Consider the following 20,257-nt stretch of genomic DNA (forward strand, 5'->3'; position numbering starts at 1 on the left):
CGGCGCGGCGCCAGATGACTCAGGATCGTCCGTCCGCGTCCGTCAGGGAGTGGAGCATCGGCGCCCGGGGGCGGGACACCGGTGCTCAGGACGACGACGCGCTGCCGGTTCCGGCGGGCGTCGGCCAAACACCAGGTCAGGTGGCCGGTGAGTGGCGGACGGACAATCCTGACCCAAGACCGGCGGCAGGGGGTGAGGAGCCGGCCGGCGGGCGGCAGCTTGCCGGGATCGGCTCGCTGGTGCTGGAGAGTGGCGACTCGCTGCCTGGCGTGGTGATCGCCTATGAGACCTGGGGCCGGCCGAACGCCGCCCGGGACAACGCCGTCCTCATCTGCCATGCCCTGACCGGGGACGCACATGTGGTCGGCCCAGCCGGCCCGGGGCAACCCACCCCGGGCTGGTGGGACGGCCTGATCGGCCCGGGCCGATCTGTCGATCCCGCCGACTGGTACGTCGTGGCCGCGAACGTCCTCGGTGGTTGCCAGGGCTCCACCGGACCGTCGTCACCCGCGCCGGACGGGAAGGCGTGGGGCAGCAGGTTTCCCGCGATCACCGTCCGGGACCAGGTCGCCGCTGAGGCAGCACTCTCCACCCGGCTCGGTATCGACCGCTGGGCGGCGGTGATCGGCGGCTCGATGGGCGGCATGCGGGCGCTCGAATGGCTGCTGCTGTATCCGGAGCGGGTCGCGACGTCCGTGGTACTGGCTTCCACCGGGTATGCCACGGCGGAGCAGATCGCCTGGTGTGCACCGCAACTCGCCGCCATCGAAGAGGATCCGGCGTGGCAGGGCGGTGACTACTACGGGACCGGAACAGCTCCCACCTCAGGACTCGGCATCGCCCGGCAGATCGCGCACATCACCTACCGGTCGGAGTACGAACTCGCCAGCCGCTTCGGGCGCAAACCCCAAGGAGACGGCCGCTTCGCCGTCGAGTCGTACCTCGACCACCACGCCACGAAGCTCGTCAATCGCTTCGACGCGGGCTCGTACGCCGTCCTGACGCGCGCGATGAATTCGCACGACATCGGCCGGGACCGCGGCGGTCTTCGCCAGGCGCTGGAGAATCTGACCGGCCGCCTGGTGATCGCGGCCGTCGACTCGGACCGGCTCTATCCGGCGCGCCTGTCCGCCGAACTCGTCGAGGCCCGTCCGGACGCCGGCCCGCTGCACCTGATCAAGTCCCCGTACGGCCACGACGGCTTCCTGATCGAACTCGAGCAGGTCGGCGCGCTGATCGCAGACACGCTCGGCTCGTGATCAGGGCTGGCTGGTGCGAGCCAGGCCCTGGATGGCGTAGCTGTGTTCGAGTTGGCTGCCGAACGCCTTCCAGTGGGCCGCGACCTTGGCGAAGCCGGCCGCTGCCGTCGTACGGTCGCCGCGGTGCTCTGCCAGCAGGCTCTCTGCTGTCTTCACCGAGTACTCCCACATCGGCAACAGCGGCACCAGCCGGGCGGTCAGCGCGGCGGCGATGTCGGGCTCGTCGACCGCCAGAGCAGCGCGGACATAAGCAGGCAGCCGCGCAGCGAACTCGTGGCTGCCGGTCAGCTCTTCCAGCTCCAGCAGCCGCTGGATCACTTCGCGGACACCCGCGCGGTCCCCGGCCGCGGCTCGCGCCGTGGCGACCGGTGCGCCCGAGATCGCCACGAGATCGGGCCAGCCGACCTTGATCGCCAGCTGGTACGCCTCTTCCGCGGCTTCCCGGGCGCCCTCCTGGCCGAGCTCCAACTGGGCCCGGGCCAGCGCCGCGAGCACCTCGATCCGGCGCAGCAGGATGAACGCCGGGCCCGGATGATCCAGTTGCTCCCGGCAACCACTGACGACCTCCGCCAGTTCACCGGTCTCGACCATCAACTCCAGCACCATGCACGTGATCTGCTGATCGAGTTCCACCAGCCTGCGCCGGTCGGTGTATTCGCGAGCCTCCCGCAGCGAGTCGAGCGCCGCTACCGGACCTTCGATCTGCCAGACGACGAAACCGTAGTTGAGCCAGGTGACGGCGGTGTCGCGCGCCTGACCCAGCTCCTGGAGGGCGGCCAGCGCGTGCTTGATGTCGACCAGTCCGCCGGTGTCTCCGTTGGCGATCCGGGACAGCCCGAGCGCCTCCAGCGCGCGGTACGGCACGGCGTACCCGTGCTCGGACGCCATCGCCAGGGAGCGGGTCGCCGCGGCGAAGGCGTCGTCGCGCCGGCCCGCGACCGACAGGATGCTCGCCTGCCCGGCCAGCGCACCGACCAGGTCCTCGCTCGGCCCGAGGGCTTCGAGCATCGCGACCACCCGGTTGATCGTGTCCAGCCGCTCGGCCATGTTGTTCATCGGATAGGTGGACATCCGCAACGCCCGGGCCATTCCGACCACGTTGCCTGCGGCATCGAATCCGGCGGCGGCCTCGCGGAACGCGGCCAGCGCGTCGTCGAGCCGCCCGGACAGGAAGGCGGCCCAGCCCCAGCGGGACAGCACCTCCGGCCGCTCCGGATCGTCCACCGGGGTCAGCGCGAGAGCCTGGTCGAGCAGCCTGAGCGCGTCGGCGGTGTCCACGTTCATCGCCAGCTCGGCGGCCAACTGGTCGTAGCGCCTGGCCCGCGGTGACAACTCCTCGATCACCCGGTCGTCGCCGACGGCCCGGGACAGCTCGAGCGCGGTCTCCAGATGATGGGCGATGGTGTTGGTCGCCTCGGCCTGCCGGGTCGCGCACTGTGCTTCCAGCCAGTCCGCCGCAGCGATGTGCCGCGCCGCCCGCTCCGCTCGCGGCACCTGGTTGTAGGCGACATCGCGGGTCAGCGCATGCCAGAAGGTGTACTCGTGCTGGCCACCCATCGACGACTGCCGGACCGGCCGCACCAACTCCTTCCGCGCCAGCTCCTGCAACGCCTGTACGACGTCCGCCGCGTCGCGGTGGCTGAGGACGGCGACGGCCTCGGCCCAGAAGACCCGGCCGATCACGGCCGCGTTCGCCAACAGTGCTTTGCGATCCGGCTCCAGCGTGTCCAGGCGGGCGGCGATGATCGAACTGATTCCCGACGGCAGGTCGACGGTGGCGTGGCCCGAGCCGGAGTCCTTCACCATCCGCGCGAGTTCCTCGGCGTACAAGGGGTTTCCGTCAGCGCGCTGGACCAGTTCGGCCTTGGTGTCCGGCGGCACGGCGCCGTCGGTGAGCAGGCGGGTCATCAGCTGGTCGGTCTCGCTGCCGGACAACGGGGAGAGACCGATCGTCAGGGCGTTCTGGAGTCCGCGGGTCCAGCGGGGGCCGCGTTCCAGCAACTCGGGCCGCGCGGTGATGACGACCAGCAGCGGGAGGCCGGTGACCCAGTCGACGAGGTGGTCGACGAAGTGCAGCAGGGCGTCCTTGGCCCAGTGCAGGTCTTCCAGCACGATCACCGTCGGGGCGTGCTCCGCGAATCCCTCGATCAGTTGACGCCAGGCGGCGAACGACTCCTCCTGCGTCACCGAGCCGGTCGGCACACTGCCGGTCTCGGCGCCGACCAGCGGCCGGACCCTGGCTCGCAACCAGGACCGGTCCGCGCCTTCGGGCAGGATCGCCTCCAGCTTCTCGGCGGCCGCCGTCGGCGGATCGGTGTCGAGGATGCCGGCCTGCGCCTTGAAGATCTCCGCGATCGGCCAGAACGGGCCCTCGCCGTACGGCAGGCAGCGGCCTTCGCGCCACGTCACCAGTTCGTCGCGCCGGTCCAGTTCGGCACCGAGCTCGGCGACCAGCCGGGACTTGCCGATCCCTGGTTCGCCCAGCAGGGTGACGAACTGGGGTGCGCGTTCCGCGACGGCCTTGTCGAACGAGGTCCGGAGCAGGGTGAGATCACGCTGCCGCCCGACCAGCGGCGTACTGAGGTCACGGATCACGTCCGCGCCGAAGCGGGCCCGCGGCTTGCCTGCCTGCCATCGGCTGAGGGGGTGGCTGAGTCCCTTGACTGCAACGGGTTCCAGCGGTTCGTAGGCGAAGACCCGGCTGGTCGCCGCGTAGGTACCCGCGCCGACCACGACCGTGCCGACGGGCGCCGAGGTCTGCAACCGGGCGGCCCCGTTGACGACCAGACCGGTCACGAACGGCTCGCCGAGCTCGGGTCTGGCGCCCAGCTCGACCAGCGCCTCGCCGGTGTCGATCCCGATCCGGACTTCGAGCGTTCCCGTCGCGGCCAGGGCGTCCAGAATCGCCAGAGCGGCCCGGACGGCCCGCTCGGCGTCGTCCTCGCGGGAGCGTGGAGCGCCGAAGACCGCCAGGATCGCGTCCCCGGCGAACTTCTCGACCGTGCCGCCGAAGCGCTCGACGGTGTCGCGCAGCAACTGGTGGTAGGGCAGCAGCCAGCGCCGGACGTCCTCGGGGTCCGCGGACTCCGAGGCGGCCGTGAAACCGACCAGGTCGCAGAACAGCACCGAGACGACCTTGCGCTCCGTGACGGAGGCCATTGGTTGCCCCGGGCTACTCTCGGGCCTGACGCTCAGGCCCTTTGGGCGGCCTCGAGCGAGCGGATCCGTCCGCACAGCGCCTTGAGCAACGTCTGCGCGACGTCCGGGTTCTCCTTCACCACCGGGGCGAACGCCAGCGACGACAGGGCGAACGTGGTCAGCCCGTCGGGACCGGCCACCACGGACGCCGAGCGCGGCTGCCCGTCCAGCAGGGAGATCTCGCCGAAGTAGTCCCCCACGCCCAGCGCGGGCCGCGCCTCGCCGTTGACGGTCACCTCGGCCGAGCCTTCCAGCACGACCTGCAGGCCGTTGTCGTCGCCGCCCTGCTGCACCACCGACGCACCGGCCGGCGTCGTCAGGGTCGTGCCGCGGCCGATCAGGTCGGTCAGCGTTTCGGCCGGCAGCCCCTCGAAGAGGTCGATCTTCGCCAGGAACCGCGGCAGGGACTCGTAACTCATGCGGATCGCACCCCTCGATCAGAGCCCGTCGGCGACGAGCTGTAGTGGCTGGGGCACAACATACAGCCGCCCGGGAGCGCCAGCCAGAATATTGCGCCCGATGCGAAATTCCCTGCCTGGCACCGGCCCGGAGCCGTATCGTCGCGGCCATGGGAGACCCGGTCGCGGACAACTACGACGAGCTGCCGTTGTGGTCGGCGCCCTTCGGGCAGCTGATCCTCGAGCACGTGCCGCTGCGCCGCGGCCAGACGATCGTGGACCTCGGCGCCGGCACCGGCTTCCTGACCGTCGAACTGGCCCAGCGCAGCGCGGCGGCCCGGGTGATCGCGGTCGATCCGTGGGCCGAGGCGATGGAGGTACTGCGGCGCAAGGTCGACTACCTCGGCTTGACCAACGTCGAGCTGGTGACCGCGGACGCCTCGGCGCTCGACCTCCCGGACTCCTCGGTCGACGTCGTCGTCTCCAACCTGGGCGTCAACAACTTCGACAACGCCGCCGCGGTCCTCACCGAGTGCCATCGCGTACTCCGGCCAGGTGGTCGCCTGCTGCTCAGTACCAACCTGGTCGGGCACATGGCCGAGTTCTACGACGCCTTCCGCTCGGTGTACGACGGGAAGGCCCTGGACGACCACATCGCGCATCGAGCCGACGTCGACGGCACGCTCGAGCTGTTGCAGCGGGCAGGCTTCACCGCGAGCGTCGTGGCCAGCACCGAGTTCCGGATGCGCTTCGCCGACGGTACGGCGTTGCTGAACCACTACTTCATCAAGCTGGGCTTCCTCGACGGCTGGCTCGCGATCGCCGGCCAGGAAGTCCTCGACGCCGTCGAACAGGAACTCAACCGGCGTGGTGAGGTCTCGCTCACCGTGCCGGCCGCGTGTTTCGACGCCGTCAAAGGCTGATCAGCCCTTCGGCCAGGCTTCCCAGGCGGAGGCGAACATCTCGTCGACGGTGTGGATGTTCTTCCACTCCAGGTCCCGGGCGGCCAGCTCGCCGGAGGCGACCACGCGCGACGGGTCGCCAGGACGGCGCGGGCCCTCGGTGGGGGTGAAGTCGATGCCGGTGACCCGGCGGGCCGCATCCATGATCTGGCGGACCGACGTACCGGTGCCGCTGCCCAGGTTGTAGACCGGCTCGAGGGTCTTGCCCGAGTCCAGCGCCCGCGCCGCGGCGACGTGGGCCCGGGCCAGGTCGGACACGTGCACGTAGTCCTTGATCGAGGTGCCGTCCGGGGTCGGGTGGCCGGCGTGGAGCTCCGGCGTCTTTCCCTGCGTCAGCATGTTGCAGACGATCGGGAAGAGGTTGTACGGGCTCGCGTCGTACACCTTCGGGTCGCCGGAGCCGACCACGTTGAAGTAGCGCAGCGAGGTGTGGTTCAGCGGCACCGCCTTGGCCTGGTCCGCGAGCAGCCATTCGCCGATCAGCTTCGTCTCGCCGTACGGGCTCTGCGGGTCCGGCGGCGTCTGCTCGGTGACGACCTCGTCCTTCGGGGTGCCGTAGACGCCCGCGCTGGAGGAGAAGACGATGTTGCGGACGTCGGTCTCGGCCATCGCGGTCAGCAGGGTGACCATCGCGGTGACGTTCTGGGTATAGGTGTGCATCGGCTTCTCGACCGACACCCCGGCGTACTTGTAGCCCGCCAGGTGCACGACTCCGCTGACCCCCTCGAGCGCCTTACGCGTCGCGTCGGCGTCGAGCAGGTTCGCCTCGACGAACGGGACGCCCTCCACCAGGAACTCGGCCTTCCCGCTGGACAGGTCGTCGATCACGACGACGTCGATCCCGTCCGCGCGGAACGCCCGCACCACATGCGATCCGATGTACCCGGCACCACCAGTCACGAGCCATGTCATGCCCGGCATCCTCTCATCCACGGTCCATCCGGCTGCCGGGCAGTAGCATCCGGGGATGATCGGACTCGTTCTCGCCGCCGGAGCCGGGCGCCGCCTGCGCCCCTACACCGACACGCTGCCCAAGGCCCTGGTGCCCATCGACGCGGAGACCAGCGTGCTCGACCTGACGCTGGCCAACTTCGCCGAGGTCGGGCTGACCGACGTCGCGATCGTCGTCGGGTACGCCGCGCAGGCGATCGCGGACCGCCGGAAGGACATGGAGAGCCGGTACGGCGTGACGCTCGAACTCGTCCACAACGACAAGGCGGAGGAGTGGAACAACGCCTACTCGCTGTGGTGTGCCCGTGACCTGTTCGGCCAGGGCATGGTGCTCGCGAACGGCGACACCGTGCACCCGGTCTCGGTCGAGCACACGCTGCTCGAGGCCCGCGGCGGCGACCAGCAGATCATCCTCGCCCTCGACACCGTGAAGTCGCTGGCGGACGAGGAGATGAAGGTGATCTGGTCCGAGGCCAACGGCGTCGAGCGGATCACCAAGCTGATGGAGCCGGCGGAGGCGACCGGCGAGTACATCGGGCTCACCCTGATCGAGCCGTCCGCGGCCGAGGACCTCGCGGATGCTTTGAAAACCACCTGGGAGCGCGACCCGAACCTGTATTACGAGGACGGCTACCAGGAACTGGCGAACCGCGGCCGCCGCATCGACGTGGCCCCGATCGGCAAGGTCGACTGGGTCGAGATCGACAACCACGAGGACCTGGCCCGGGCGCGGGAGATCGTATGCCCCTCCTAGCCCGGATGGTCACCGCGCCGCTGGTCGTCGACGTACGCCGCGGTGCTCTCGCCGAGCTGGGCACGATCCTGGCCGACCAGCGGATCTCCACCTCCGGGCGGGTCGCGATCGCGGTCGGCTCGACGTACGGACCGACCGTGCAGAAGACGTTCGCGGACGGCCTGGCCGGCGCCGACTGGTACTCCGTCGAGGGCGGCACCATCAACGCGGCGATCCGGCTGGTCGAGCAGGTCCGGACCAAGCGGTACGACGCGATCGTCGGCGTCGGCGGCGGGACCGTGCTGGACGTGACGAAGTTCGCGGCCGCACGGCTCGGGCTGCCGATGGTCGCGGTCGCCACCAACCTGGCGCACGACGGGATCGCCTCGCCGATCAGCACCCTGGACAACGACGCCGGCCGCGGCTCGTACGGCGTACCGGCGCCGCTGGCCGTCCTCGTCGACCTCGACCTGGTCGGCCAGGCGCCCGAGCGCTCGGTGCGGTCCGGGATCGGCGAGATCCTGTCGAACCTGTCCGCGATCGCCGACTGGGAAGCGGCCCATCGCCGGCACGGTGAGGAGATCGACGGCCTCGCGGTGTCGCTCGCCCGGACCTCGGCACAGGCAGTGCTGAACCATCCGGGCAACGTCGCGGACGACGACTTCCTGGCCACCCTGGCCGAAGGCCTGGTGCTGTCCGGCATCTCGATGGTGGTCGCCGGTACGTCGCGGCCGTCGTCGGGCGCGTGCCACGAGATCTCGCACTCGATCGACCTGCTGCATGCTTCGCGGCGCGGCTACCACGGGGAGCAGGTGGGCCTGGGGGCTGCGTTCGCCTGGTTCCTGCGGGGCGATCCGGATCGGTTCCATGCGACGGTGGATTGCCTTGCCAGGCACGCGTTGCCGGTGCGGCCGTCGGACCTCGGCTTCTCGCTGGCGGAGTTCACCGCGATCGTCGAGTACGCGCCGCAGACCCGGCCTGGGCGGATCACGATCCTCGAGGAGTCCGCGTTGACGACGGACGGCATCGCCGAACAGGTGGCCGCCTTCGACGACCAGGTCCTCGCCCGGATCAGCCCGGACGGATCGCTGACACCCGAGGGCGTCGCGCTCGACTGACTGGTGGTCCGTGTGGCGAGCGGTGAGGATAGGTAGTCGTGAGCCCTCATCTGGACTGGCCGGACTGCCGGAACGTGCGCGACCTCGGCGGCCTGCCGACGGACGACGGGGGTCGGATCCGCCCGGGCGTGCTGATTCGCGCCGACAGCCTGCAGTACTTGTCGCCCGCCGGCGTCGACGCCGTACGACGCGCCGGAGTGAGCCGGATCGTGGATCTGCGCTCCCCGGCGGAGGTCGGCGAGTCGCCGACGCCGTTCAGCCAGGACGAACTCGGATACGGAGTACCGGTTCAGGATCCGGCCGAACCCGGGGACGGCCTGGACACCATCGTGAAGGTCTGCATCGACATGCTCGACCGGCGCCCGGAGCGGTTCGCCGAAGCGGTCCTGGCGATCGCCGAGGCGCCGCCGGGTGCGGTCGTGGTGCATTGCCATGGCGGCAAGGACCGCACAGGGATGGTTGTCGCGCTCGCGCTGAGCGTCGCCGGCGTACCGGTGGAGGAGATCGTTGCCGACTACTTCCTCACGAAAGAACGGCTCGCGTCAGCGATGGCCGAGCAGCTCGCCGCCGAACCGGACGAGTCGCTGCACGCGGAGTTGCTCGAGTTCCGCGACACCCGGGCCGAGTCGATCGTGGCGATCCTGGATCACCTCGACTCGGCGTACGGAGGACCCGTCGGCTACCTGCTGCACGGCGGCCTCAGCAGCGCCCGACTCGACGTACTGCGCAGGCGGCTGACCGCCTGATCCGGGCCCCGGAACTACCCGCGTTTCCTTCGTCACCGTGTGAAACTGGTGACAGTGAGTGCCGGTTGCGACGCGCCTGAAACGGTTCAGGGGGCTCCGATGTCATATTCACGCCCCGAGCCCAGTAGATTGGCCCGCATGTCAACCGCCGCTGAGTCGGCCAAGACCGCAGAACTCGCGGCCATGGCTGAGCGTTATGGGTTGTCCAGGAGCTCGGCACGACCGTCGCTCCGGACCTACCTGATCGAACTGTGGGGCCGTCGTCAGTTCATCGTGAGTTACGCCCGCGCGCGGACCTATGCGGTCTACGCCGGCGCCCGGCTCGGATCGATCTGGCAGGTCCTCACCCCGCTGCTCAATGCCGGGGTGTACTACCTCGCGTTCGGCGTGCTGCTCGGGACCAAGAACGGGATCGAGAACTACGCGTCGTTCCTGATCTGCGGCATGTTCGTGTTCAGCTACACGCAGCGCTCGATGACCGAGGGTTCGCGGGCGATCTCGGCGAACATGTCGCTGATCCGCACGCTGCACTTCCCGCGCGCGACGCTGCCACTGGCGTACGTGGTGAACGAGCTGAACCAGATGTTCCTGTCGATGGGCATCCTGTTCCTGATGGTCGGCTTCTCCACCGGACCCAACTGGCACTGGCTGCTGCTGATCCCGGCGCTGTTCCTGCAGACGCTGTTCAACATCGGCGCCACCTTGGTCTTCGCCCGGCTCGGCGCGTTCCTGACCGACATCAGCCAGCTGCTGCCGTTCATCACCCGCACCTGGTTGTACGCGTCCGGTATCTTCTTCTCGATCCCGGCCAAGCTCGAGGGCCTGCACGCCCCCGGCTGGGTGATCCAGGTGCTGTCGCTGAACCCGATCTCGGCGTACATCGACATCGCCCGCCGCGCGGTGCTGGAAGAGCACGTGAAGAACCAGCTCCCGCACGCGTGGGAGATCTCGATCATCTGGGCCGGGATCTCGCTGGTCGGCGGATTCATCTACTTCTGGCGTGCGGAGGACAGGTATGGCCGTGGCTGAGACGGCAGCTCCGAAGGCGACGGCGTACGCCGCCGCGTCGGATGCTGTCCCGACGGTGATCGCCGACAACGTCAACATCATCTACAAGGTCACCGCGTCCGGTGGCAAGGGCACCGCCGCGAGCGCGTTCCGGCGGATCCTGAAGCGCCAGGACCGGCCCACCATCCGCGAGGTGCACGCGGTCAAGAACGTCAGCTTCACGGCGTACAAGGGCGACGCGATCGGCCTGATCGGCCGCAACGGCTCCGGCAAGTCCACCCTGCTGCGCGCCATCGCCGGCCTGCTGCCGCCCGCCTCGGGCGCCATCTACACCGGCGGCCAGCCGTCGCTGCTCGGCGTCAACGCCGCGATGATGAACGACCTCACCGGCGACCGCAACGTCGTCCTGGGCTGCCTGGCGATGGGCATGACGCTGGCCGAGATCGAGGAACGCTACGACGACATCGTCGAGTTCTCCGGCATCGGCGACTTCATCGACCTGCCGATGTCGACGTACTCCTCCGGCATGTCCGCCCGGCTCAAGTTCGCGATCGCCTCGGCCAAGACCCACGACATCCTGCTCGTCGACGAGGCCCTGGCCACCGGCGACGCCGAGTTCCGGGTGCGCTCCGAGAAGAAGATCAAGGAACTCCGCTCCTCGGCCGGCTGCGTCTTCCTGGTCAGCCACAGCCTCGACGTCGTCCTCGACACCTGCAACCGCGCCATCTGGCTCGACAAGGGCGTCCTGCGCATGGACGGCGACGTCAAGGAAGTAGTAGAGGCCTACAACCAAGAAGCCACCGGCAAGCGCTGAACCACCCCGCAAGCGCCGCCCAGCCCACTCGCGGCTGGGCGGTTTTTGCTTGTACTACGGGAAAAACGGCCGCACCATTCCCCTAGGCACCCTGGCTCGGCGCCACGAAGGCGCTGGTGCAGCGAGTCGGCAAGGTGGTCAGGAATCAAGAAGCGTCAGGTGACGGTGCGCGCCTAGCGTTGTCGGTATGAACCTCACCGAGATTTCCATCGCGTCCATCACCCTCGAATCCCCCGACCCGATGGCCGCAGAGGCCTTCTACGCCAAGGCGTTCGGGCTGGGCGACCGGATCCGCGTCCGTGCCACCGATGCGCCCACGAGCGGCTTCCGGGCGTACACGTTGTCGCTCGTGGTCTCCCAGCCGTCGACCGTCGACAGCCTGCTCGGGAGCGCCGTCGACGCGGGCGCGACCGTCGTCAAACCCGCCAAGAAGAACCTCTGGGGGTACGGCGGCGTCGTACAGGCCCCCGACGGCTCGCTCTGGAAGGTCGCTACGTCGGCCAAGAAGGACACCGGCCCGGCGACCCGCGAGGTCGACGACATCGTGCTGCTGATCGGCTCCGAGGATGTTGCCGCCAGCAAGCAGTTCTACCTCGAGCACGGGCTCAGCGTCGCGCGGAGCTTCGGCCGCAAGTACGTCGAGTTCGCCGCGCCCCCGAAGGGCATCAAGCTGGCCCTCTACGGTCGCAGCGCCCTCGCCAAGGACGCCGGCGTCCCCGCGGACGGCACCGGCTCCCACCGCCTCGCGATCACCAGCGACGCAGCCTTCACCGACCCGGACGGCTTCACCTGGGAAGCGGCCTCGAACTGAGCACCTACTGTGGGCTCAGCGGTGCCGGTCGAGGAAGGCCGTGAGTTCCGCGACGTACTGCGCGCGGTTGTCGCGGTGCACCGAATGGCCGGCACCAGCAATCTGTACCGCGCGGAACTCGCCGGCCGCCGCTCGAGCGCAGCGCTCGGCGTACTCGGTGGAGATCAGCGAGCCGCGCTCGGTGTCCCCGTGGATCAGCAGTACCGGGCACGTGATCGCGGCCAGCAGGTCGGTCAGCGGGGACGGCGGCTGAAACGGTAGCTCGAACAGGTGCGCGTTGACCTGAGGCTTCGACACGGCCCACGGTTCGAGCTCGTCCTCGGGCCAGCCGGGGTCCTCGGCTCGGCCCCGCGCGATCCGAGCCGGCAGATCGAGCGCCCGGAGGTCAGCAAGCCACCTCGGCACGGTTCCCGGTTCCTCGTCGTGATGTTCGTTCTTCTGGCCGGCAGGCCGCTCTCCGGTCGGCGGGTCCTCCAACACAACGGCACGAACCAGGTCCGGCCTCGACGCGGCCAGGTAGGCGGCCGACATCGCGCCCATCGAATGGCCGACCACGACCACCCCGCCGTCGCGCGGCTGCCCCGACAACACGAGCGCGGCATCGCCACTCTGCCCGTCATAGCCGACCGGCTCCTCGGGAAGCCCGGACTCCCCGTGCCCCCGCGCATCGATCGCAAGCGCCCGAACCCCAGGCATCGCCGTCAGTAACGGCACCCAGCACTGCGCCGAATCGGAAAACCCATGCAGAAAGGCAACGTCAGCCACCGCCTCATCCGTCCGGTACCACGCCAACTGTCCCGTCCGACCGCGCACACCAAACATGCTTGCGGACACTAGCGCACCCACCCGACCTCCCGCGGACCTGCTCAGCACTCGGCCATGTACGACAGGCCGGTCCGGCTGAGCGGCTCAGGTTTTGACACCTTGGCGGCGTCTCCCGGGCATGAGATCGGATGCTGCTGAGAGTCCGGTCTGCCGGGGTTTGTCACCGCGCGCCGGCTGGCTCGATACGGACACGCCGCGAAGCGACCTGAGTCCCACCGCTCTGGTGCCCAGCACGTCAGTTCGAGCCGCGACGAAGGAGCGGCGATCCGGAGCGGGTGGGTCAAGCGGCCGACGCAGGAGCGGCGCGGAGCGGGTTCCTGCGTCGGCGTAGTACTAAGCAGTGCCGGGGTTGGTGAGAGCTGGTCCGGCGGGGCGTTCTTGGAGGCCGATGATGAAGCCGAGTCCCCAGGAGACGTGCATGGTGGCGCAGACCAGGGGCAGCCAGAAGAGGGCCTTCCAGGGCAGGTAGCGGCCTTCCATGGCCGATCCCGCCAGTAGCAGCAACGCGTAGCCGAGCGGCGCGAGGAAGCCGAGGTCGAGCCAGCTCACACCGGTTGCCAGGCCGATGATGCCCAGGATGGTCCCGACCGCCAGCAGACCGACGGCGACCGGTGGCGCCAGGTAGCGCTTGTTGGCGGTCTCCGGGTGCCGGCGGATCACCTCGCGGCGCCACTGGCCGGTGTGGAAGAACTGTTTCGCCACCGCGGCCAGTGACGAGCGCGGCCGATAAGTCACCGACAGATCCGGGCTGAACCAGATCAGTCCGCCCGTCTTGCGGATCCGGTAGTTGAGCTCCCAGTCCTGGGCCCGGTGCATCGACTCGTCGAAGCCCCCGACCCGCTCCAGCGCCGTACGCCGGAAGACGCCGAGGTACACCGTGTCCGCGGGGCCCGCCTTGCCGCCCTGGTGGAAGGTGGAGGCTCCCAGACCTAGCCGCGAGCGGTACGCGCACGCCACCGCCATCTCGAACGACGTCCGCCCTTCGGCCGCCATCACGCCACCGACGTTGTCGGCCCCGCTCTCGGTGAGCACCTCGACCGCCCGGGTGATGTACCCCTGGGTCAGGACGCCGTGCCCGTCGACCCGTACGACGATGTCGTGGCGGGCGTGCGAGATCCCCGTGTTCAGCCCGGCCGGGGTCTTGCCGGTCGGGTTGGGCACGATCGTGATGCGTTTGTCGGCGTCGGCCAGCCGGTCGGCGATCTCCTGGGTCCGGTCCTTGCTCGGACCGATCGCCAGTACCACCTCCAGCTCGCCGGGATACTCCTGGTCGAGGACGCGGCCGACCGCTTCCTCGAGGTGACGTTCCTCGTTCAGGACCGGCATCACGACGGACACCGGGGGCCAGTGGGACAAAGCCATGGTCAGGTCAGGCCTTACAGATCGATGCGACGTCGTCGACGTCGGTGCTGGGTTTGGACGGGCTGCCGGTGGGTTTGCCGGAGGTAGCGGGTTTGGTTGGTGCCTTACTCGGAGTGTTCGACTTCTTACCGTTGCCGTCCGAGGCCGCCTTGTCCAGCGCTTCGGACTTACTGATCGCTTCGGCGACCTTCGTACGGACCAGCGCGAAGTCCGGATCGCCGGTGTGGATCAGCGGCGGGACCGGCGAGAAGCTTGACACCGGCAGCTTCTTGGAGTCCAGCGCGAGGTCGGTGAACGTCCCGAGCTCGCCGGCCGGGATGTTCGTCTGGACCACCTCTTTGCTGGCCGAGGCGATGGCCTGGAACTTCGTCAGCACCTTCTGCGGCGACAACTGGTTCAGCATCGCGGTCATCACGCATTTCTGCCGGGTCATCCGTTCGTAGTCACTGGCCCCCGCCCGGGACCGCGCGAACCACATGGCATGGTACCCGTCCAGGTGCTGGTTGCGCCCCGGCTGGATGTAGCCCTTGATCGGCCCGCCGATGCCGCCGATCGGGACCTTCTTGCCGACGTCGACGGTGATCCCGCCGACCGCGTCGAGCAGGTGCTGGAATCCGGCGATGTCGATCAGCACGTAGTAGTTGACCTTCATCCCGGTGATTCCCTCGACCGCCTGCGAGGTGGCCAGCAGGCCGGGCTCCTTGACGCCCGGGAAGAACTGCTTGTGGCCCATCGCCCAGGTGTAGACACCGTTGAGGTAGCAGTCGTGGCCGCAGTTCTTCCACTCGAACCCGTGCGGGAACTGCTTGGCCATCTCGGTGCCGGCCGGGAACGGGATCTTCGCCATGTTCCGCGGCAGGCCGATCAGGACGGTCCGGCCGGTCTCGGCGTCCACCGAGGCCATCGTGATGCTGTCCGGCCTGGTGCCGATCCGGTCCGCGCCCGAGTCGCCGCCGAGCAGCAGCACGTTGTAGCGGCCCTTGTCGGCCTTCGACTTCTGGCCGTTGCCGAACACGCTCGCGACGAAATCACGCTGCGCCGACACGATCGTGCTGCCGTAGATCAGCACACTCATCACCAGCACGACCAGTACGCCGTCGACGATGCTCGCGGTCAGCCGGTGGTTGCGTTCCAGCGTGAGCGGCCGGCCGAGCCGATAGGCGTCCACGAACAACGCGGCCCAGCCGATCGCCAGCAGGATCAGCAGGATCTGCACGAGCCGAAGCGTCTTCGGGGAGACCAGCAGGTTGATCGTGCCGGACCGCCAGACCAGCGACAGCAGCACCAGGAAGACGATGATCGCGACGATGCCGAAGATCACCCGCCAGGCCCAGCGCCCGGCCCGCTTGCTGCCGGCCGCGATCTGAGCGGAGCCGGGCAGCACCAGGGTCATCAGCAGCAACGTCAACGCGCGTTTGAACCGCACCGGTTCGGCGAGGTTGCGCAGGTCAGGCTTCTCCTGCGGCATGTCGTCCTTCCGTTCTCCGTACGGCGCGGCTGCCGATCCTCGACCGGGACGGCCCCCGTAGCCGCACGTCGCGCGCCGTTCAGTATGGCCATGGCCGGACGGTCGCCGAAATCAGGCGCGCCGCCCTGCCTCTCGTACCCACCGGACATCAGTACGACGTACCGGCGGCCGGCATGGTTCGAGGCGGGCGGATCCAGGAACGAAGGGTAACAGTCTCACCACGCACCGCAGGCGCCACCCTGGGGCCAGGCCTTCGCGCAGGTAAACCCCTGCATGCGCCCTACCAACGGCGAATTTCATCAGTCTGTGATGGTTCGGAGTACCGGAAGTCCGATACGAAGAGTCCTAAGGCGACTACGCCCTGCTTGCATCGCCCAAGTGCGAGCTCCGTCGTGAGGACAGGAAACCGCCCATGAGACTGTTCCGTTCCGTTGCCGCGACCACCGTCGCGGTCAGCGCCTTGCTGCTCGGCGGCAGCCAGGCCTACGCCCTCGAGGCCGGGGCTGCCACCGCAGCCCCTGCAGCGTCCCAGGTCGCCGCACCAGGTACCGACTTCACCGGTATCGCGGCCCTCAGCAACTGCTCTGCCTCCCTCGTCCGGTACGCCGAGTCGCTGTCCACCGACAAGGCGCTCGTGCTCACCAACGGCCACTGCTACGAGAACGGCTTCCTGAGCCCCGGCCAGGTGCTGCTGAACCGGTCCTCCAGCCGCCAGATCACCTTGCTGCGGCCGAGTTCCAGCAACGCCGGCACTGTCCGCGCGAGCCGGATCCTCTACGGCACGATGACCAAGACCGACGTCATCCTGTACGAGGTGAACGAGAGCTACGCCTCGATCAAGTCCCGGCTGAACGTCACCCCGCTCACCCTGGCCAAGCAGGCCCCGGCCGACGGCGCCGGCATGGCCGTCGTCTCCGGCTACTGGAAGCGGATCTACACCTGCTCGGTGCAGGCCACCATCCCGACCCTGCGCGAGGGCAACTGGACCTGGAAAAACTCGATCAAGTACCAGCAGCCGGGCTGCGAGACCATCGGCGGCACCTCGGGATCGCCGATCGTCAGCACCAGCACCGGTGAGGTGATCGGGATCAACAACACCGGCAACGAGGACGGCGAGCGCTGCACGGTGAACAACCCCTGCGAGGTCGATGCAGGAGGCAACGTCACGGTCGACCAGGGCGCGGCGTACGGCCAGCAGACCTGGTGGTTCTACACCTGCCTGACCTCGTCCCGCACGATCGACCTGAACAAGACCGGTTGCCAACTGGTGAAGCCGGCCACCCGCACCACCCGTAACTGACCGACGATCCACGGACGGCGACCACCACCTCGGTCGCCGTCCGTGGCGTCGACACCACGGTAAGTACTGAGCTTGTCCACAGAAAACCCTGCTGGGGTGATGCCCGACACACCCGATCGGGTAACGTCCCCGCCCATGGCAGTCGACTCCTCCACGCCCCGCCAAGTAGCCCCTGACAGCTGGCAGCATCCGCTGGGGGTGAAGCCTCGCCTGGTCGCGGCCAGCGCGCTGATGCTCTTCCTCGAGCTCGCGCTGATCCGCTGGACCGGCTCCAACGTCGTGCACCTGAGCTACTTCTCGAACTTCGTGCTGCTCGGCTCGTTCCTCGGCATCGGGATCGGCATCCTGCGCTCCGGCCGGGCGAAGCGGCTGCCGTACTACTCCCCCGTCATGCTCGGCCTGCTGGTGGCCGTGATCGCGTGGAAGCCGGTGACGGTCAACCGCGGCACCTCCTCCAGCGTCATCTACTTCACCAGCCTGAACACCACCGGCCCGCCCACCTGGGTGATCCTGCCGATCATCTTCGTCGCGGCGGCCGTCGTGCTGGCCGGACCGGCCGAGCTGGTCGGCCGGTGCTTCGCCGACCTGCCGCGCCTCACGGCGTACCGGTTCGACCTGATCGGCAGCCTGGTCGGCATCGTCGCCTTCACCGCGCTGTCGTTCCTGGGCGCGCCGCCGATCTGGTGGGGCCTGATCGTCACGGCGATGTTCGTGGCGCTGATGGTGCCGAGGCCTCGTGGTCAGCAGAAGCTGACCGCGATCGCGCTCAGTGGTGCGCTGGTGCTCGCGCCGCTGCTGGTGATGGTGGGCGTGCTCTTCCACGAGTCGACGCGCCCGGAGAACAGCTGGTCGCCGTACTACAAGGTGCAGACCGCGGGCTACGAGTGGAAGGGTGTCCCGCTGCTCACGATCACGGTGAACGGCGTACCGCACCAGCAGGCGATCCCGGCCGACGCGCGGCTGCAGTGGGAACCGCAGTACGGCCTGCCGTACGAGCGGGCGAACGTCGGCAAGACGCCGGGGAACGTGCTCATCATCGGCGCGGGCTCCGGCTCGGACGTGGCGATCGCGCTGAAGAAGGGCGCGAAGCACGTGGACGCGGTCGAGATCGACCCGCGGATCCGCGACATCGGCAAGGCGAAGAACCCCGATCACCCGTACCAGGACCCGCGGGTGTCCTCGCACATCGACGACGGCCGGGCCTTCCTGTCCCGGACCGACAAGAAGTACGACCTGATCCTGCTGGCGCTGCCGGACTCGCTGACGCTGGTGAACGGCGCGAGCTCGCTGCGGCTGGAGAGCTACCTGTTCACCCAGCAGGCCTTCGAGTCCGCCAAGGACCACCTGAACCCGGGTGGCGCCTTCGCGATGTACAACTACTACCGCGAGACCTGGCTGATCGACCGGCTGGCTTCGACGGCCGAGAAGGCCTTCGGGCACAAGCCGTGTGTGGACAAGGTCGGCGACGGCCTGCAGCAGGCGGTCGTGACCGTGGGGCTGACCGATGCTGACCAGACCTGCGCGGCCGCGTGGCCCGGGCCGAGCGCGATCACGCCGCCGCCGGCCACCGACAACCGGCCGTTCCTGTACCTGTTCACCGACCGCATCCCGTCGCTGTACCTCGTCACGCTCGGGCTGGTGCTGCTGGCCGGCCTGATCGGCGTCGGCATCGCGGGCGGCGGTTCGTCGTACCGGCGGATGCGGCCGTACACCGACCTGTTCCTGCTCGGCGCCGGCTTCATGTTGCTGGAGACCAAGAGCATCACCGGGTTCGCGCTGCTGTTCGGTACGACGTGGGTGGTCAACGCGATCGTGTTCGCCGGCGTGCTGCTCGCCGTACTGGCCGCCGTCGAGGTCACCAGACGGTTCAAGACCCCACCGATCAAGGTGATGTTCGTCGTGCTGTTCGCGGGTCTGCTGCTGAGCTGGATCTTCCCGGACAGCTGGCTGCTCTCGATGCCGGTCGGGTTGCGGGCGCTGGTCGCGGTGGTGATCGCGTTCACCCCGATCTTCGCCGCGAACGTGATCTTCGCGAAGCGGTTCACCGACACCGCGGACGGTACGGCGAGCTTCGGCGCCAACCTGCTCGGCGCGATGCTGGGCGGCTGCCTGGAGTACGCCGGCCTGCTGATCGGCTTCCACGGCCTGCTGATCATCGCCGCGGCCCTCTATCTCGGCGCGTTCCTGTTGCGCCCGAAGAACGGCAAGGTCCTGGGCGCGGCGACCTGACCCAGCGATGACCTGGAAAACCGGACCGGCTCGAGCCGGTCCGGTTTTCCTGTCACGGTACGCCGATGAGCCGCAGGCCGGCCGCTGTCGCAGCCGCGGCGACGATCACCAGCACGAACGGAACGTTGCGCCAGGCAAGCACTCCGCCGACGAGAACCCCGGCCGGCCGGGCGATCCCCGCCGCACCGTGCCCGGCCGTCAACGCGGCCGTCGCCACCAACGCGGCCAGCAGCACCACGGCCGCGGCCGACATCACCTTCTCCGCGCGCTCCGGCAACTCGAATCGCGTCCGCAGCAACGGCCCCGCGATCCGCAACGAAAAGGTGCCCACGGCAAGTATCAGTACCGCGACCAGCAGCAGACCTGGATTCGTCATCGGACGACCTCCTGCTCAACCGGCTGCTGAACGCGATAGAAAACCAACCCCACAAGGGCAAACAGGACCGGCAGACCGGCCGGAAGAAGCGGAGTCGCAGCAAGCGCGACCACAACGCCGGCCAAGGCCGCAGTACGCGTCGCTTTGTCTCGTAGCGACGGCAGCACCAGAGCGAGCAGTACCGCGGGGAAGGCCGCGTCCAGCCCGAACACGTCCGTGTCGGTGATCACCGAGCCGAGCCGCGCGCCGGCGAAGACACCGAGATTCCAGCAGACGAAGATGCCGATGCCACACACCCAGTACGCCGCCCGCTTGCGCCTCAGGTCGTCCTGCCCGAGGGCGAAGGCAACGTTCTCGTCGGTCATCAGGTGACTGCCCGGGAGCTTCTTCCAGCCCCCGCCGATCACGTCACTGACCGCCAGCCCGAAAGCGACGTGGCGGCTGTTCACCAGCAGACCCGCAATGGTGGCAGCGATCGGGCTACCGCCCGCGGCGACGATGCCGACGAACAGGAACTGCGACGCGCCGGCGAACACGACCAGCGAAAGCAGCACGGGCACCCACACCTGGAGTCCGCCACCGACGCTGATCGCGCCGTACGAAAGGCCGACGACGCCGTCGGCCAGGCAGACCAGCGCGATGTCGCGGGCCAGCGGTTTGCCGAGATCCTCCCGGAGGGTTCGCCATATCGAACGCATG

The 20,257-nt window shown here is 68.8% G+C and carries 18 protein-coding genes; 10 read left to right on the forward strand and 8 right to left on the reverse strand.

From position 1 onward, the window contains the following. Positions 1–14 precede the first annotated feature (14 nt). Entirely contained in the window at positions 15–1,259 is a 1,245-nt protein-coding gene (metX, locus tag EV138_RS10040) for a homoserine O-acetyltransferase MetX (RefSeq protein WP_238158049.1), read from the forward strand. On the opposite strand, the gene EV138_RS10045 is transcribed toward metX, so the two are convergent. Then, entirely contained in the window at positions 1,260–4,418 is a 3,159-nt protein-coding gene (locus EV138_RS10045; RefSeq protein ID WP_133978106.1) for an ATP-binding protein, read from the reverse strand. A gap of 32 nt (positions 4,419–4,450) precedes the next feature. Continuing rightward, complete coding sequence (locus tag EV138_RS10050) at positions 4,451–4,876, reverse strand: cyclic nucleotide-binding domain-containing protein (RefSeq protein ID WP_133978107.1); 426 nt, start codon at positions 4,874–4,876, stop codon at positions 4,451–4,453. A gap of 149 nt (positions 4,877–5,025) precedes the next feature. Here EV138_RS10050 and EV138_RS10055 point away from each other — a divergent pair, with 149 nt between their 5' ends. Then, positions 5,026–5,778 (forward strand): class I SAM-dependent methyltransferase, encoded by a 753-nt coding sequence (locus EV138_RS10055; RefSeq protein WP_133978108.1) that lies wholly within the window; start codon positions 5,026–5,028, stop codon positions 5,776–5,778. Here EV138_RS10055 and galE read toward each other — a convergent pair whose 3' ends face one another. Further along, positions 5,779–6,729 (reverse strand): UDP-glucose 4-epimerase GalE, encoded by a 951-nt coding sequence (gene galE, locus EV138_RS10060; protein ID WP_133978109.1) that lies wholly within the window; start codon positions 6,727–6,729, stop codon positions 5,779–5,781. Between the two features lie 55 nt (positions 6,730–6,784). On the opposite strand from galE, the gene EV138_RS10065 reads away from it, so the two are divergent. The 6 genes from EV138_RS10065 (at position 6,785) to EV138_RS10090 (ending at position 11,998) form a co-directional block, all read left to right on the forward strand. After that, positions 6,785–7,522, forward strand: a complete 738-nt coding sequence (locus EV138_RS10065) for a phosphocholine cytidylyltransferase family protein (RefSeq protein ID WP_133978110.1) — start codon at positions 6,785–6,787, stop codon at positions 7,520–7,522. Beyond that, on the forward strand, positions 7,510–8,619 hold the full coding sequence (locus EV138_RS10070; RefSeq protein WP_133978111.1) for an iron-containing alcohol dehydrogenase family protein: 1,110 nt from the start codon (positions 7,510–7,512) through the stop codon (positions 8,617–8,619). The genes EV138_RS10065 and EV138_RS10070 overlap by 13 nt, the downstream gene beginning before the upstream one ends. A gap of 38 nt (positions 8,620–8,657) precedes the next feature. Beyond that, entirely contained in the window at positions 8,658–9,365 is a 708-nt protein-coding gene (locus EV138_RS10075; protein WP_133978112.1) for a tyrosine-protein phosphatase, read from the forward strand. 138 nt (positions 9,366–9,503) lie between these two features. After that, positions 9,504–10,394 carry an ABC transporter permease gene (locus tag EV138_RS10080; protein WP_133978113.1) on the forward strand — a complete coding sequence of 297 codons (891 nt, stop codon included), beginning with the start codon at positions 9,504–9,506 and terminating at the stop codon, positions 10,392–10,394. Then, positions 10,381–11,187 carry an ABC transporter ATP-binding protein gene (locus EV138_RS10085; protein WP_133978114.1) on the forward strand — a complete coding sequence of 269 codons (807 nt, stop codon included), beginning with the start codon at positions 10,381–10,383 and terminating at the stop codon, positions 11,185–11,187. Before EV138_RS10080 ends, EV138_RS10085 begins: the two co-directional genes overlap by 14 nt. Positions 11,188–11,374: 187 nt before the next feature. After that, a complete protein-coding gene (locus EV138_RS10090) occupies positions 11,375–11,998 on the forward strand; it encodes a VOC family protein (RefSeq protein WP_133978115.1) in 624 nt (207 codons plus the stop codon). A gap of 15 nt (positions 11,999–12,013) precedes the next feature. Here the strand turns inward: EV138_RS10090 and EV138_RS10095 are convergent, their stop codons facing one another. From EV138_RS10095 to EV138_RS10105, 3 genes are all read right to left on the reverse strand, one after another. Then, a complete protein-coding gene (locus tag EV138_RS10095; protein ID WP_133978116.1) occupies positions 12,014–12,820 on the reverse strand; it encodes an alpha/beta fold hydrolase in 807 nt (268 codons plus the stop codon). Positions 12,821–13,156: 336 nt separating this feature from the next. Beyond that, complete coding sequence (locus EV138_RS10100; RefSeq protein ID WP_133978117.1) at positions 13,157–14,185, reverse strand: glycosyltransferase family 2 protein; 1,029 nt, start codon at positions 14,183–14,185, stop codon at positions 13,157–13,159. Positions 14,186–14,192: 7 nt separating this feature from the next. Continuing rightward, the gene (locus tag EV138_RS10105) at positions 14,193–15,653 is read right to left on the reverse strand and encodes an LCP family protein (RefSeq protein ID WP_133978118.1); all 1,461 of its coding nucleotides are present in this window, start codon (positions 15,651–15,653) and stop codon (positions 14,193–14,195) included. Between the two features lie 412 nt (positions 15,654–16,065). Here EV138_RS10105 and EV138_RS10110 point away from each other — a divergent pair, with 412 nt between their 5' ends. Both EV138_RS10110 and EV138_RS10115 read left to right on the forward strand, forming a co-directional pair. Continuing rightward, complete coding sequence (locus tag EV138_RS10110) at positions 16,066–16,953, forward strand: S1 family peptidase (protein WP_133978119.1); 888 nt, start codon at positions 16,066–16,068, stop codon at positions 16,951–16,953. 135 nt (positions 16,954–17,088) lie between these two features. Beyond that, positions 17,089–19,182 carry a spermine/spermidine synthase domain-containing protein gene (locus tag EV138_RS10115; protein ID WP_133978120.1) on the forward strand — a complete coding sequence of 698 codons (2,094 nt, stop codon included), beginning with the start codon at positions 17,089–17,091 and terminating at the stop codon, positions 19,180–19,182. Positions 19,183–19,234: 52 nt separating this feature from the next. Here the strand turns inward: EV138_RS10115 and EV138_RS10120 are convergent, their stop codons facing one another. Both EV138_RS10120 and EV138_RS10125 read right to left on the reverse strand, forming a co-directional pair. Next, positions 19,235–19,558 carry an AzlD domain-containing protein gene (locus EV138_RS10120; protein ID WP_133978121.1) on the reverse strand — a complete coding sequence of 108 codons (324 nt, stop codon included), beginning with the start codon at positions 19,556–19,558 and terminating at the stop codon, positions 19,235–19,237. Continuing rightward, positions 19,555–20,256 carry an AzlC family ABC transporter permease gene (locus EV138_RS10125; protein WP_133978122.1) on the reverse strand — a complete coding sequence of 234 codons (702 nt, stop codon included), beginning with the start codon at positions 20,254–20,256 and terminating at the stop codon, positions 19,555–19,557. The genes EV138_RS10120 and EV138_RS10125 overlap by 4 nt, the downstream gene beginning before the upstream one ends. Position 20,257 lies beyond the last annotated feature (1 nt).

The organism is Kribbella voronezhensis (genome assembly GCF_004365175.1).
Classification (GTDB): domain Bacteria; phylum Actinomycetota; class Actinomycetes; order Propionibacteriales; family Kribbellaceae; genus Kribbella; species Kribbella voronezhensis.

Excerpts from the sequence above, each read along its gene's own strand:
- EV138_RS10115 (WP_133978120.1), top strand. The coding sequence starts at position 17,089 with ATGGCAGTCGACTCCTCCACGCCCCGCCAAGTAGCCCCTGACAGCTGG.
- EV138_RS10090 (WP_133978115.1), top strand. The coding sequence starts at position 11,375 with ATGAACCTCACCGAGATTTCCATCGCGTCCATCACCCTCGAATCCCCC.
- EV138_RS10085 (WP_133978114.1), top strand. The coding sequence starts at position 10,381 with ATGGCCGTGGCTGAGACGGCAGCTCCGAAGGCGACGGCGTACGCCGCC.
- EV138_RS10070 (WP_133978111.1), top strand. The coding sequence starts at position 7,510 with ATGCCCCTCCTAGCCCGGATGGTCACCGCGCCGCTGGTCGTCGACGTA.
- galE (WP_133978109.1), bottom strand. The coding sequence starts at position 6,729 with ATGACATGGCTCGTGACTGGTGGTGCCGGGTACATCGGATCGCATGTG.
- EV138_RS10045 (WP_133978106.1), bottom strand. The coding sequence starts at position 4,418 with ATGGCCTCCGTCACGGAGCGCAAGGTCGTCTCGGTGCTGTTCTGCGAC.
- metX (WP_238158049.1), top strand. The coding sequence starts at position 15 with ATGACTCAGGATCGTCCGTCCGCGTCCGTCAGGGAGTGGAGCATCGGC.
- EV138_RS10095 (WP_133978116.1), bottom strand. The coding sequence starts at position 12,820 with ATGTTTGGTGTGCGCGGTCGGACGGGACAGTTGGCGTGGTACCGGACG.
- EV138_RS10050 (WP_133978107.1), bottom strand. The coding sequence starts at position 4,876 with ATGAGTTACGAGTCCCTGCCGCGGTTCCTGGCGAAGATCGACCTCTTC.
- EV138_RS10055 (WP_133978108.1), top strand. The coding sequence starts at position 5,026 with ATGGGAGACCCGGTCGCGGACAACTACGACGAGCTGCCGTTGTGGTCG.
- EV138_RS10110 (WP_133978119.1), top strand. The coding sequence starts at position 16,066 with ATGAGACTGTTCCGTTCCGTTGCCGCGACCACCGTCGCGGTCAGCGCC.
- EV138_RS10080 (WP_133978113.1), top strand. The coding sequence starts at position 9,504 with ATGTCAACCGCCGCTGAGTCGGCCAAGACCGCAGAACTCGCGGCCATG.
- EV138_RS10125 (WP_133978122.1), bottom strand. The coding sequence starts at position 20,256 with ATGCGTTCGATATGGCGAACCCTCCGGGAGGATCTCGGCAAACCGCTG.
- EV138_RS10120 (WP_133978121.1), bottom strand. The coding sequence starts at position 19,558 with ATGACGAATCCAGGTCTGCTGCTGGTCGCGGTACTGATACTTGCCGTG.
- EV138_RS10105 (WP_133978118.1), bottom strand. The coding sequence starts at position 15,653 with ATGCCGCAGGAGAAGCCTGACCTGCGCAACCTCGCCGAACCGGTGCGG.
- EV138_RS10100 (WP_133978117.1), bottom strand. The coding sequence starts at position 14,185 with ATGGCTTTGTCCCACTGGCCCCCGGTGTCCGTCGTGATGCCGGTCCTG.
- EV138_RS10065 (WP_133978110.1), top strand. The coding sequence starts at position 6,785 with ATGATCGGACTCGTTCTCGCCGCCGGAGCCGGGCGCCGCCTGCGCCCC.